We start from the raw sequence: 15432 nt of genomic DNA on the forward strand, positions 1-15432 counted from the left end.
AATGAACCGGTTTGTGTGTCAGTTTGAGTACCTGTGGAGAAAGAAGTTGATTGTGCAGATTCAAGCAGATTACCACTAAGATCAGAAATACCATCTACAACTAGGGTATAGACTGTCTCAGGCTCCAAGTTTAACTTAGGCTTTAAGGTTGCTGTGCGCAGATCACTGCTATTGGTAAGGTCTACTGCAACAACTTCATCACCCTTAAAGAGTTGTATGTTCTTAGTTGAATAGCTGTTTACCGCTTCATCAAACCTTATATTGAACCTGGCATTAACAGGTACAGATGTTTCTCCTTCATTAATACTGATACTATTGATCAGTGGAGCAACACCATCAGCATCAAATGCTGTAGTAAAATAGTAATTACGGTTAGACATGGAATTACCAAAGAGGTCTTTAATTCCACTTCTTAAATATATTCTGTGTTGCCTTCCTACAAGGAACGCCGCATTAGGGGTAAAAGTGATAGTTGTGCTATCGTCCTTAACATCTATTAACCCTTCGATTCGTTCTCTTGTCGAGTTATCTTCGATATAGAAGCTATCATTGGTTACACTTTCCGGATCGATCCGTTCACTCATCACTACAGTTAATGCAATATTAACAGGAACATCTTTTGCGTTTTGAATTGGGTTAATATTGCTAACAGTCGGTCTAACTGTATCAACTGTATTTCCGGTTTCGAAATTAAACTTCTGTTCTTCTGCCAATGGGTTGCCCGCAGTGTCTTTTACAATACCGACAACAACCTCATGCAATGTGTAGTCTGCCATTAGTGCATCTGGCGTAAACAATACCTGCGTATCACCGCCAATTAACTTAACGTTACCCTGAACTGGTACTCCACCATCTCCGTATACACGAATAGAATTAGCGTCGATAGATTTACGCGATAGAGCCTCTGAAAAAGTTACGATGATAGCACTATTTTCTGCGACCTCAGTTTGATCAGCGGTCGGCTCAGTTGCAATTATGGTAGGCGCAACAATATCGGGGTTTGCCGGGTCAGTGCCTGCTGCAACCTCATCACCGTCTTTTCTGCCATCGCCATCGGAATCCTGATTATTAGGGTTAATCCCACGCGCGACTTCTTCCCCGTCTGTCAGGTTATCCCCATCGGTATCAGGGTTATTGGCATCCGTCATCCACGTAGTAGCTTCTTCTTCATCACCGAGACCGTCACCGTCTTCATCATTTTGCACTTCAAGCGTAACGGTAACTGTTGTTGCACTATTAGAGCCCAGATCTGTAGCCACTGCTTTAACCGCAATATTTCCAACATCCTGAGGTACGGTGAATGGAACGGAGTATGGATAGGTTGTGTCTTGTGCGACGAGCAGATTATTGACATAAAAATCGACTTTGCCAACGGCAATGTCATCTTTTGCATCTGCAGTTAACGTTAACCTTGCACCTTCGACTGTAACGCCGTCTGATGCAGGCTCAACAAGCGAGACTGTTGGAGATATTCCATTCGCATCATTTAGCTCTCTATATTGTGCGATAAACAGTTTTGTATCACCCGTCGCTTTGTAGTCTGAGCCCACAACAAATCTTTCTTCTGTAATAAAAGCATGGGTTGCGTTAAGCGCAATACCAGTACCTGCGTAATCACCTAAAGGAGAAAGGTTAATCGTATCCTGGAAGAAAGGTTCGTCAGGGTTTTTAGTGTTCACATAGGCAACAACATTTGGGAATAGTTGCTCAGCAAAGAAGGTAAAGCCATTTGTCACTGCAACATCGCGTGGAACAAAGGTCCTGTCTCCGCCCTTGAGTTCCAACATTCCAGCATCCGTAATCTTATAAATACGATAGCCAGTGCTGTATGCTGCAACATAAACATATTCATTACTGATTTCGACGTCTTTAACTGTGCCGATATTGACAGAAGAAAGGTGTAATGGCGCTGAAGGGTCTTCAATATCAAACAAAGATAAGGTTGTACCGCCCACTGCGACCATAAAGTTGTTTTCTACAGCAATCCCCTTTACATCAGTAAGGTATTCAGTAGAACCAACTGCAAAAGGTTTATTAGGATTCGCGATATTAAATATTTCGATTCCTGCAGAGCCATCAGCAACAAAAACGAAGTCTCCTTTTACTGATAGGTCTTGTGCGATACCTGCAGTATCTACTGTGGCAAGCAACTTAGGTTCGGTTACATCACTCACATCAACAACAAGTAGCCCAGCTCCACCATCAGCAACAAATGCTAAGTCGCCTGCAACCTTAACATCTATAGAGGTACCTTCGGTGTCCAATGCCCCGATTATCTCAGGGTTAAAAGTATCTGCTGCATCCACAATTTGCAGTCCAGCGGCCCCAGCAGCAACAAATGCAAAGCTTTCTTTAAGATCGACGTTATTGGCGTAGCCAGGAATAGTTACTGTAGACTGAGCAACCGGGTCAAACTGGGTCACGGTCACATTGACAACGAAACTCTGATCACGGTTGGTCACCGTTATTCTAGTTTCACCCGATTGCCCTGCGAAAATTTCACCATCAGACGAGCCAAAATTGGCAATAGTAATATCATCTGTAATATAGCGTGTGCCGCTAGATTGCTGTGTTAAATCTACAGAGGTGCCGTCAAGCATGTAGCCCGTAACGGAAAGCTTGCCACTGGCTTCACCATCAATGGCATTATAAGTTAGGAATAAGTTCTCTGGGGATACCGTTATGAAATCAAGGTAATCTGCTAAATCACCGCTTGATGAATCATTAGGATCTGAACCACCGGCTATTTCCAGCCCATCAGAAATACCATCACCATCGGAATCAGCTAATAGCGGATTGGTAATAAAACCATTTGCTCCGCCAGTAAGTTCTTCCAAATCAGTAAGGCCATCACCATCTGTGTCGGCTTCAAAAATATTGGTACCCGCCTGATATTCTTCAAGCGCCGATAACCCATCGTTATCATGATCTTCTAGCGCATCAATAGGGTCATTTGGATTAAGTCCAAGCGCACGTTCTGCATCATCCGGAATCCCGTCACCATCGAGATCACCGCCGATTTTGACCTCTACTCGACGGCTGGCTAGTACGCCGTCTTTCCGAGCACTGATTAGTGCAACACCGTTGGCTTTAGCTGTAACCAAACCATCTGGGCTAACAGTCGCAATATTCTCATTTGTACTAGAATAGTTTGTACCTTTATCCCCTGCGGTTAAATCATCTACACTACTATCGGCAAAAAAGCCCGTGACAGTTAAAGGAAAGGTTTGTTCTGGATTGTTTAGAAGGAGCGTATCCGTTGTCGAGAAACTCAATGATACGGGGATAGGGTCCAATGTTTCAAATTTGATATCACCAACTTTTGTAATACCGTTACGTAACACATTAAAGTAATCACTTTGTCCAGAGACGGTGCGACCATCTTCCAATGTACAGGTCGCTCTCGCACGAATCTGTCCCATATTGGAAGGCACATTAGGTAACGCCCACCCACCATCTTCACTAACTTGGATTGTTCGGTTGAGTATATTAATTACGCACTTGTCGTCTAGCGTGACGGCTTGAGCTCCAGTTACTGCCAAAGGCAGAAAAAAGATTGTACTTAGTAGACGATAAGACCTAATTTTCATTTTATTTCCCTATTTAACCCTAGCACTGACTGCTCCTTTAGTGCTGGAGAACAAAAATCTTTTAACCGCAACTTTTAGAGCAACTTGTGGAAAGCCCTAATTTAAAAACACACAAAACTGCTCACTTATACTCAAAACAATTATTTGTCATATTTCATCTTGAAAACTAAAACATGAACTAGATAAAGAAAAACTACCCAAGAAATAAGGAAGCCAACAAGCAACATCGACATATGTTCCCAAATAATACTTTTGATAAAAATAGATTCTGACGTGTTATTCGGGTTTATGTATATTTCTATTGGTTCAGAACTTACAAACTTTCTCTTTAGCTCATGCCCTAATTCAAGCATAAAGCCGTCATCGTATGTTTCAGACCAAGTTACTTTGCTTCCGATATATTCTTTATCTCTGAATGTATACTTGTACTGAATGCGAGGCCTATATAGCGTATATTGACTTCGATTATCTCTCGTAGTTGTTGTAATCATTTCATCAATATATACATTTGTTAGCATCGCTTCATTGGGTAGCCAATTTATGGAAGAAATTGGGCCAGCTACTCCTTGAAATACTTTTATTGAGAATACGATTACAAATATTAGAGCTATTAAAGCGACAAAAAAGACACCCAATCTGGCTTTTCTGAGCTGTATACGGCTAACTTCTATAGTCATAGAAGCGCACTATTTAATTTATTTGCTACAATATTGTTATAGAAGAACAGATATCCGTCTTCCCAATTCGAACCGTAAATCAACCTATTGGATTTTTTTGTTTCACCAATAGCAAAAGAAACAGCTTGAATTGGCTGAACACTGTTATCACTGATAAAAGGGCGAAAAATTACGAATCTGGTTGAATCACTATCTACATAACCTAGTAATTTTACTGATTGCCACTTATTCACTCGCGCTAAAAATGCATTTGAAGAAAAGATTATGCTTTGCACCATACCACCGCGATTCTCATTCATCATAACGCCATTTCCTTGTGGCTTAGCAGTGATTGACTTGACAAACTCTTCAATCGCAGCCCTATTTTCAGAGTCTACTTGATTGGACTCGTTTAAGAATTGACAAAAAGCAATCGTCTCTAAAGATTCGTAAATTGAGCAATCTTTTTTCCTGGAAACCGTCTGAGTTCCTTTGAATCGTTGCATTGCAAACTTAAAGTTAAATTCCTTCTTCTTACCTTGGTATAGTCCGCCCTCTGGATGTGAAACAGAGAATTCAATAGGCTTACTCTTGAATTTCAACTTGTCAGTCAGATCACCATTTAGACGTTTGGATTCTAAGTACGTCATCTTACTTAAGTTCAGTAAGTCCGAAGCCTGAGAGTTGTCAGCGATAGCAAAAACCATGTAACACCTGATCTCACAAACAACTCGCTCCTGCCAGCTCATTGACTTGTTTTTTGCGTTGAAGAGTTTTACACCGTATACAGTAAAACTGTCCCACTGCTGTATGGAAGTAATTTGCACTCTGTTTAGTGTGGAATATTTTGTGAGGTTCAACTTATTTGTGGTAATCGCATTTTCAAACTTAGCTCTGCTGCCATCTTTATTTGTATAAAGTCTCGCTACTTGCTTTATTTTCTGTTCTTTCAACAGCCAATAATAGTGAGATAGTAGATTCTGAGCGCTATCAAATCTTGCTTTACTTGACAGCTCCAGTTCAAAGCCCTTTCGCGTGGCTTCAATGTGTTGTGAGGCTGCAAACATCGACTCACCTTTGTGTGAGATAATGCTCCATTCTTTTCGTTCTACGGCAATAGTTTGCTGTCCAAACGTAAAACCAAAAATTAAAAAAAGTACTATCTGCTTTATCTTCATTTTTATTCCTACAAGCAACTTCCGCCGTTTCCATCAGACACTTTAATTGGTTCTGGTTTATAATTGTACTCGAAATCGAAAAACAGGAACTTCACTTTTGCGCTTCCCTCAGCAAACAGCTCAACCGGTTTTATTTGCCACGCACATGACTTTGGCCCGGTGCAACTGTTCGAAGATGAGCTCACATTAGCCTCTACTTTAGCTCCACCCTTTATAGTTCCTGAAACCCCTTCTTCAGTAGACCAGCAGTGATTATTGCTAGGCTTTTTCCTCGCTTCTCGACTATAGAAACTACAATGATATAACTCGTGATCAAAATCCCACTTTTGCATTGCAGCTTGTAATAAACCATTCGCAGCGATTTCTCCACCTACAGCAACTTGAGCAGCAAATTCGTGACAGTTTTCATCATCTGGACATCCCAGTTTTTCTGTATACTCATACTTAGGTGAAGTGGCTCCCGTTACAGTCCCTCTCAACTCTGCATTAGCACCCACAATAAAACGCTCATCTCTATTGAAATAATGTTCGTATGACGGAAAAGGAAGTCTAGGCGTTGCAGCAGACGCAGTGGCTTTTATTTCTACGTCAACTGAATATTTGTTTTGTATGACAGGCTCAGTCGTGACGCACGCGGTACAACAGGCTTCACCTTGCTCCATTGAACCTCCGCCAGTCACGTCAAGTGATAATGTGAATGGAGACACTTTTCGAAGCTTTTCTGAGCCACGATTTAGTACCGTTAAGAAATTTGTTATTTCGCCTGGAATTCCAACCTTGATAACTTCTTTATCTTTGCTCGCTTCACAGTGATTGCCACAAGAACCATCTTTACATGTATAACAGGCTGTACTCGTACCCGGTGTCCCACACGCTTTATCTTCTTTGCTTTCATCAGGTACTTTCTCACCATCAGAACACATAGCACATTTTTTATCTTCTTCTTTGATATCTCCATCATCTGGAACATCAAAAATTGGATTTTCCCCATCGCATCCTGGCTTTTTACAATCGTATTTCACATCTGCATTAACAGGAACATCGCTCGGATCTGGCTTGAAGCCTTTACACAACTGTGTTTTACAATCTTCTGGCGTTTGATTGGAAAGAGGTTTGTTATCCTGTGCTGGGTCTCTAACACATGAACTTCCTTGACACTTCTGACACTCTGGACAATTATGCGCTGTACCTGAACCGCCTGGTTGTGATCCACAGTGCCAGCCTGCTTTCACAACTCCCACACCAGGGTTAGATGAAACAACTGAACCATCTTCCGAAACTGTACCCAAGCCAATCGCTACGAATTCTTCCAAGTCGTGATCAAAAGAATACATTTCAACCTGTGCTCCTGGTGCATGCCCATCTACATTAGGTAGCGTTAATTTCGCAGCAGGAGAGAATGTCGCACCAACTGGCTGGATTGTTACGATAAATTGAGGTTGCATACCATTGGGCGGCGCCATTGGTACTTTTGAGGCATTTACAGATGTAACTGAAACAATCCCTTCGCGCGAACCGTCTGGGAATGTCACCGAATCTTTTGCGATTTCCAGTTTAAATCCTGGGAAGTTATCAAGGGTAAGTACTACGTCTTCTTTACCCGCATACACACCGTTATCTGTGTCTAGTTTGACCATGTAGACAGGGCCAGAAAGAGGGTTGTCCACACCTGACACGGTTACAATATGATAGCTCAATGTCGGGTACTCACCAAAAGCAGTCGTGGTCGAGCCATCAACGATTAAATGAACCGGTCCAACTGGCGCTTGAGTGATCGTGAACTGGCCTTGTTGATCAGTAAATGCGGTTCTGTCTGTACCTTCTATACGAACCGTTACCCCCGGCAAAGGTGTGTCCTGATTGTCCAGCACAACACCACTCACACTAGTGATTCCAGCGTCTGCTGGTACAAATGCTGTCGCAGAGAAACCCGCAAGTAAATCCATACTCTCAGGGGAATCAATTAATACAGCTTCAACACGTTGGGCATCTATACCCGTGAGTGGGCCTAAAGTAAGTTGCGCCGACGCACGACCATCGCTGTCGGTCAAGGTTTCATAGCTGCTTTCTTCATTTTGGAAAACACCGTCGCCTTTAATCACATCAAATCGTACACGTGCTCCTTGCACTACATTGGCACCACTGTCTGTTACTGCAACAACAAACGGAGCTGGTAAGGTTTGTCCTACAACACCACGCTGATTATTACCTGAGTTTACGCTGATTTTGTCGCCTGTAACGCTGGTTGCTGACGCAGGGAAAATAACTTCGTTTTCAACGCCAACGACTTTAGCGCGAACCTTATGGTTAGCGACACCTGTGCGGTAGCCAACCTGAAATTCAGTGCGCGCAATACCTTCAGCGTCAGTCGTCGCAATGATAGCTCGACCGGATGTTTCTGGCGTGCTGCCAACAATTCCCGCACCTTGCGTTACCCTGAAAACAACAGTTTCACCTGCGATTGGCGCATCAGAGCCATCAACCAATTTTACAATTAGTTGTTCAGGTAGTTTATTGCCGATTTGTGCAGTCTGGTTTTGGCCACTTACCAATACCAAGCGTTTTTCTGTTACGATTTTATAGACAACATTTTGGGATATAGATGCGCTGTTGCCGGATTCATCAATAGCGGTAACCGTAATAACATTTTCGCCCTCGTTTAACGGCACATCAGTTGCGGCATAGCTACGGTTAGACACGGTCGCTTTAATACCATTAACTTCAACCGATGCCTGCTCTTCGGAAACGGTGCCGCGAACAATATCATTAACTAGGCCAGTAACGGTAATTTTGTCACTATAAACTTCTTGTGCTTCCGTATGAGATTCGATTGTTAGATAAGGAGGGGTTAAGTCCAGTGATACTGAAATAGAATCGGTTATTTGCTCACCACTTGAATTGGTGGCTCGTGCTACGACGGTATTAAATCCTTCGCTTAGTTCAACATCGGCACTAAATTGTTTACCATCATGAGCAATTACGACACCATTTAATGTTAATTCCGCATTTTCCTGATTAATAGTACCCGTAACAGTTACTGGCGAGCTTCCAAAAGTGGATAACGTAGTAGGTGTGAGAATATCCACTTCCAGTGCAACAGGTTCCAGTGGTACCTGAACATAGGCAGAGCCACTGATATTGAAACTAGTGCGTCCACCAACAATAGTGATGGGGCCAACCGTTAAGCTCTGACCCGGCTCCAAAACTTGATTTTCCGGAAGTGCTACAACATAGTCCAATTCGCCGAGCTTACCGTCAGCATTGCCTACCGATACAGTAGCTGGAGCAAGGGTTTCGATCACAAAGCGAATAGGACCATTTGTTGGTTCATCGCCGCTGTTTGTGATTTGAGCAGAAACGGTGGCATCAGGAGAACGCCTACTACGTATTGGGCTATTCCAATTTACTTCTATTTCTGTATCTTTTACCCAACCATCTGAAGTCGTTTGCGCAGACACCTTTCCTACGTTCACAAGCAAAGCAGAAACCGAACAAACGAATATGAGAAGTAGTAACTTAACCGTATTCAAACCTTTATCTCCCTGATAACTCAATCTTTTAAAAGAACGAGCGTCTTCCTTGAAAGGGCATTTTAGCCCCTATAATAAATTTTTTTACCTACGCAAATTTGCGGCAACGAGTTAACAGAGCAAGGCCAAAGAGTAACATAATGAAGGACTTAGGTTCAGGCACTGGCACCGAAGTGTTATTGTAAGTAAAAAAGACATTGTCGACTGAAAAGGAGTTGTTAAACCCGTCATCTTCATCAGCAAGTTCAAATGAGATGGCAATTTCTCTGCCTAACCAATCACTCATATCAAATAAGAATGTCTCAGCTACATTTCCCAGTACAGGAATTTCAAACGCGGCGTCAAAATTCACATCGGCCGCATCATAAATTGCTAAAAAAAGTGTATCTGTGAAAGTGGAGAGACCTTGTTCAGTCGGGTCAATAAGCGTACTTACAACCGACACATCGACGCTCAACATTGATACGTTAAGGCCAACCATGATTGGGGAATTAAAAAGGAAGCTTCCATCATCGCCTTGTACTAAGACGGCTGCAAACGGGTCAAAACTATCACCCGATGATAAGATGACTTGACCGCCACTTTCTGTCACTGAACCAGTGGAGCTCAGATCATTCCATTCATCCAGTCCTGATGAGAAATCACCATTACTGATTATGGTCGCATGTGCAGCAGTGCTAAACCATAAAGATTGCACAAGGCATAAAAGCACTATACAAGCTTTCGTTATTTTATTGCTTTTCATATAACTGCATCCTTACTGTTATTATTTTTTCCATACGAACTAAGCTCAACCCGCACACATGGGGTCAAAAGGTATCGACCTTACAATAAATACCGAATTGTGAACTCAGTAATAATTGTGTTTATTTTTTATACTTTACATAATGCTACAGCTTTAACTTTTTTAAGTAAAGATTATTTTATATTTATTGCTATGAGGCGAGAAGAATAAACTTTCGTTAGAGGCATCTTCGCGGTAAAGTATTGACGTTTATCCAAAAACAAGGATTGTTGTGAGAACAAGGCTGCCAAATAATAAAGTATTAACTCTCATTGGACTAACAAGTGCTATCTGTTTGTCACTATGGCTTGTTTTTGCTTTTTCAACCGACTACGAGTCGGTAAACCCCATCAGCTTCAAAGCTGACCACACTCCTGTGAAATTTTTAGAATCAGCTTTTGTAAAAGGTATCGTATTCAAACATATTCAGCGCACTGAAAAGCTATCAGGTATCAAAGATGCAATGGGTTCAGGCGTATGTGTCATAGATTTTAATCAAGATGGATATGAGGATTTATTTATTGTAGGTGGCGAAGGCGTTACTCGTCGGTATGGCAAAAAACATTGGTGGAACAACCCGACAGGTTCCAAGCTTTATCAGAATATCGCTGGACAGTATTTTGAAGATGTTACCGTTTTAGCTGGAGAAACGCAGTTAGCTGGTGGGTATGGCTGTGCTGTTGGCGATTTAAATGACGACGGGTTTCCAGAATTAGTTTATGGTAAAACAAATGAAGTAATCTTGCTCACAAATAAAAATGGCAAATCTTTTAATCGGTCATCTATAGGTGACCTTCCCCAACCTTTTTGGCCGCTATCTATCACCATTTGGGATCACAACCAAGATGGCAAACAGGACATTCTTGTTGCCAACTTTCTAGATTATGAAAACGATATAAAAATAGGTAACCAAGAATACGGCTATGAAACCGACTCCCAGTTTTATGCAGAAAATTACAATGGGTTAAGAAATGCAATTTTGCTAAATAGCGGTCCCCAATTAAATACACTTCTCCCTCTATTCGAAACTCTGCTGCTATCAAATTATGATCGAACTTTAAGTATCACACCCAAACAAATGGTTGCAGAAAATAAGCACGCTTCCGGAAGTTATTACATTGCAAACGGCTCAGGTTCAAACTCTGATTTTATTGATTTTGACGAACAGCAGTCAAATGACCGCTTTACCGAACTGTTAAGTTTTAAAAAATCCCCCAACGTTCAACTTAGTTCCATAAAGGTTGCAGACAAATCTGCATTGATGTTCACCCCCTTTGGTGGAGGAAGCACTCAGTTGCATATGATAGGTGAACAAGTAAATAAGGACAGAGCTTGGCAATTATTCGCGACAACCGACAAGGACGCTTCAGTGCAATCCTGGGGGACAATTGTTGGAGATTTGAACAATGATGGCAATGATGACTTTATAACAGCAAAGGGTAATGCCGCTGCCCATATTGACACCCCTTATTTGCCTGTAGGAAATGTAAACTTCGGAGCACTCCAAATAGCCAATGGGCGATTTGAGCCAACTTTGTTTTCCCAGTTTCCCACACTAAAACGTTCCTCAAGAGGAATCGCATCTGCTGATTTTGACAACGATGGTAAACTTGATTATGTCGTAAACAACAACAATGGCGTGTTGTCGTTGTATATGAATCACACTGACACCAATAATAATTGGATATCGTTCAACTGCCAGCCAATAAACCTCTGTAATCTAGTAGAATTTACTTTAAATACTGAGTCAAATAAGCAATTAGCGACCAAGACTTTAGTGAAGCCTCAGCCCTTTCTGTCTTCAAACCAACGCAGGGTTCATTTCGGCCTAGGACAATTTGATTCTGACGTATCACTCAAAGTGACAGGACCCGATAACAAATATATCTTTGAAAAATTAGCACTAAACCATGTTTATCAGTTAAATTTGGTACAAGGCGAGATCGACAATATCTCGAAAAAAACAAAGGGGAATGCTAACTCCATTGAGTCCGGATACTACAATTTATTTGCGTATATAGATTTACCAATGAAAGAACTTATTCCGGCTTTATCCCGAACAATTGAGCCATCGCTTAGCTCATTGCTGACATTTGCCAGACAATTAAACCATGATAAGTTTGTAACCGTGAAAACTTCGCAGGCGCGAAGCCAGGAAGTCATCACATTAATCAGTTGGTTGTTCAATCAAATGCAGCGATTTCCGCCATCACAGCAACGTGTTGAACTTTATGCCATGCTTATTGAGTTAATCAGCAAAACCGAAAGCGACCTTTTTGTCGAACACTTGGATTACTTGATTCGCTCACTGCCTGCTCCTCAATTTTGCCAATTAACAGATCACCTTAACTACTGGTTCTGGGAAGAAGAGGTGGTCCCTTTAAATAAGCCAGTACTGAAGTCTCAATTGTTACATCGCGCCCTGAGGCAGTCCCCTGAATCTGAGACAATTTGTGCACTTCACGCTTTGAGCGCGAGCGAAGACCCAACGATAGGTGCGTCGCTCATTTCATTTCTTCACCAAAAACAACAGAATAAACACGCATCGAACGCTCTAATTGCATCAATCATTAGAACGATTGGCTTTTTGAAGTACCGAAAAGCACTAGTACCATTAACTGAGATCTGTTCCAGTGTTTACGAACCTGTACTTAAAGCCGAATGCGCAGTGACCTTAACCAAACTTGAAGTAGAACACGATAGGATCAAAACTATTGTTGAGCGAACTGCAGATGATGAAATGGTATTCAGGCTTCACCCTGATAGGCTTGTTTTACAAAACATTTTTGGCCTCCCAATGAGGACGGAATTACCCCCAACTAAAACCTCTTGGGTCAACACCTATGTGAATTCGACCCTTTTTAGCCATTTTTCCATAGCGCATATTATCGATATTGTCTCAGCAACAACAGAGAAAGATAAATTAAGAGCGATAAATCAACTTAATCTGTTACGCTCAGACACGGATATTGAGCGCATTCTTTCAAAAATGTACCAACTCGGTCTTCCCTTGTCTGAAGATTATTCAGAGTTGCTACTGGAGCATTACCCTGAGCAACTTTGGTTCGTTCCTTATTTAACTTTACAAAGCTTGAAGTACTTTATCGAAGGCCAAGATTTAAACCAGTATTCCATAGCATTTCAGTCAGCTATATCAAAGGAGTGTCACATTCGCGCTTCTTTAACAGAATATTGTGAACAACGCTTTGACCCAGACATGAAGCAACTCAGAAGTGAATTTAGCTCTATCTTGGAAGGTAACCCTATGGCACTTAGCTACGTGATGCAATCTGATACAAAAGTGAAAAAACGGGTAGTGATAAATCAATTAGCTCGCGCTGCACGCAATACATATAAAAAAGGTTCAACAGAAGAAAGCCCCCAGTTGACCAGAATTTTTGAGTTTTTGTATCTTCAGCACGGCTATACCGATGTCTTTGATAATCAGATAAATAATGTTTGGGCTGATAGCTTTATCCGTTTCGCGCAAGACAAAGGTTATATACTGGATTCGCAGTGGCGCCAGAATTATGTACTTCGCTCAGAACAGGCTACTGACTCGCTGGCGCTTTGAGTACTTTTACGCTCACACTATCTCGCGCAATATCTATTATTGGGTTAGTATCGACTGATTGCTCTAGATTAACCCAATCTAAATACTTCTGATTTAGTTTACGAAACTTGAGAGTGGCTGAAATAGTAAGCGGTGAGATAGCCCAATCTGGCACTGTTAGATCAAATTCTACAACGTCAGTAGAACCCGCTGGGATCACATTTACATAACTACGCCCAACCATGTTGAACAAGTCGTGACGCCATACTTCTTTACCATATCTATCGATTGCGATCTCTTTGTAAACAACCGTGTCTGCACCAAGCGCCCCGTCTGTTTGAAGCTGGCCACTGGAGGTAACAAGACGTTGCTGACCGTCATATACCTTAAAGTCAATCCAAGCTTCATTTAAATCAATGGTGCCACCGGGAAAACTATGCCCAACGCCCTGATTCGTCAATAACACTTTTATTTTTTTGTGCTCTCCCCGGTACATCGCAACCGGATATTTATGCTGGTTTCTGAGCTCAGCTTTAAGATACAGTGCGCTCTGTTTGGCCTGCTCATCTTCGGGAGGCTCAATCGACAGTTGAATTTTGTCTTGTTGCAAAAACTCTTTGGTCATTTCAAATAATGTTTCATTGTCGAAATGTTTCGCCAACATCACGTTTGCACCGACAAAGTAGTGAGAACGAACTTTTCCTGCACCATCGGCAGCGATGTCGTCAGCCTTTATCATCGGCATGTGGCAGTCCTGGCATTGTTTGTTTTGTGGGTGGGAAAACCTCGGCTCCTTAGGAGAATTAAACTTACTGTTAGACCAAGCTAGAAACTCGTCCTGCATTTTCACCCATCCCCAATTATTCATGGACTTATCCATGAACTGAGTGTGGCACGAACTACAAAATTGCGACTCTTTAAGCAACGGAGATAGAAGATCTTTCGTATGACGTTGTGGAACTAATTTTAGTGTCTGCTGATGTAAAAACTTTAGAGGCCATAAATCCACATTTGCAAAAAGATACGAATCTCTAGGGGAGAAGCGATAACTTGCCACACCTTCTGAGCTAGTTAAGTGATTCACACCGTGACATGACATACAGCTGATACCTTCTTTATTTGCAACAGTATCGGGTTTACCTCCATGGCTGCCACCAGGAGTTAACTGGCCGGTTAACAAAGCCACTGGGGCGTGACACCCCTCACAATATCGGGTCGCTGCAATACCTTTAGATTCCGTCAACAAATTCACGTTTCGCACATATGTGGGATCATCAGCCGCATGCCTATGAGTAGAAGACATCCATTGCTCACCTATCCCTTTATGACACTCAATGCATTGCGCAGATTCAGCAATATGCTTTCGTTGAACAAAAGTACCACTTGCAGTCATAGTTAGACTGGGCAAGAAGGGCCCGTCGCCATAAGCATAAAGGTAATCTTCCACCGTACTAGTAGAGTAGCTATTTTGAATTAGGTAGTTTCCGGTCAATAAGGTAATAGTGGTAATACATAATATCCCTACTCCAACTAAAATAGGTCTGATTATTTTATTAGAAAGCGTGACAAACCGAGACGGAACGCTTGAACGTCGGTTCTTAGGGAACGTCACGTAATGCCATATTAAATGAATGGCTAATAGGAAAAGCGTTAGTATTGCACACACTATGTGACTATCGAGCAACCAGGCTTGTTTTTTCAATACTCCGGTAAAACTAATCAGTACGCCGGTTAACGCGAGATAGCAAGTTGCTAAAAATAAAATCACGCCGAGAATGATCGAGCCAGTCCGTCGGAAACCCACCGTTCGTTTAAAATGTTTATAGGAATAAAAAAAGAATATGGCAGTTATTGCATAACCCACAAACAGATGTACAAGGGCTAATGTCTGACGAAGCGATCCCCAAATCAGGTTCAGCGCATAAGAAGAAAAGCCACTAACAACGAGGATTAAGAAAAGAGCGATAAAGCCGTGTAATAGAGAAATTTCCTGTTTGTGTTTAGCTTGTATCCCCATTACGGCACGTCCATGTTACTTATTGCCCTCATAATTACTTCGGAAATATATCAAGTGAAGATTGGAACAGCCAGCTTTTATTATTTTTATCGGTATGACAACTTACAGTCTTTAGTTATGCAAC

Annotated in this window: 7 protein-coding genes; 1 reads left to right on the forward strand and 6 read right to left on the reverse strand. The window is 41.8% G+C overall.

Annotated features, from left to right (window positions below):
- The 5 genes from RJ41_RS04260 to RJ41_RS04280 all read right to left on the reverse strand — a co-directional run.
- Positions 1-3590, reverse strand: a 3590-nt coding sequence (locus tag RJ41_RS04260; RefSeq protein WP_039217429.1) for an Ig-like domain-containing protein, incomplete at its 3' end; no start/stop codon positions are given.
- 140 nt (positions 3591-3730) lie between these two features.
- The gene (locus RJ41_RS04265; protein ID WP_039217432.1) at positions 3731-4267 is read right to left on the reverse strand and encodes a DUF3592 domain-containing protein; all 537 of its coding nucleotides are present in this window, start codon (positions 4265-4267) and stop codon (positions 3731-3733) included.
- Complete coding sequence (locus RJ41_RS04270) at positions 4264-5424, reverse strand: hypothetical protein (RefSeq protein WP_039217434.1); 1161 nt, start codon at positions 5422-5424, stop codon at positions 4264-4266. The genes RJ41_RS04265 and RJ41_RS04270 overlap by 4 nt, the downstream gene beginning before the upstream one ends.
- Before the next feature lie 8 nt (positions 5425-5432).
- A complete protein-coding gene (locus tag RJ41_RS04275) occupies positions 5433-8954 on the reverse strand; it encodes a carboxypeptidase-like regulatory domain-containing protein (RefSeq protein WP_156964754.1) in 3522 nt (1173 codons plus the stop codon).
- Between the two features lie 88 nt (positions 8955-9042).
- Positions 9043-9651, reverse strand: coding sequence for a PEP-CTERM sorting domain-containing protein (locus RJ41_RS04280; protein ID WP_156964755.1), 609 nt, complete (start codon positions 9649-9651; stop codon positions 9043-9045).
- 319 nt (positions 9652-9970) lie between these two features.
- Between RJ41_RS04280 and RJ41_RS04285 the strand changes: the two genes are divergently transcribed.
- Entirely contained in the window at positions 9971-13312 is a 3342-nt protein-coding gene (locus RJ41_RS04285) for a CRTAC1 family protein (protein ID WP_156964756.1), read from the forward strand.
- Here RJ41_RS04285 and RJ41_RS04290 read toward each other — a convergent pair.
- A complete protein-coding gene (locus tag RJ41_RS04290; RefSeq protein ID WP_039217444.1) occupies positions 13290-15308 on the reverse strand; it encodes a multiheme c-type cytochrome in 2019 nt (672 codons plus the stop codon). The two genes, RJ41_RS04285 and RJ41_RS04290, sit on opposite strands and share 23 nt — an antisense overlap.
- Positions 15309-15432 lie beyond the last annotated feature (124 nt).

Source organism: Alteromonas marina, from assembly GCF_000808575.1.
Classification (GTDB): domain Bacteria; phylum Pseudomonadota; class Gammaproteobacteria; order Enterobacterales; family Alteromonadaceae; genus Alteromonas; species Alteromonas marina_A.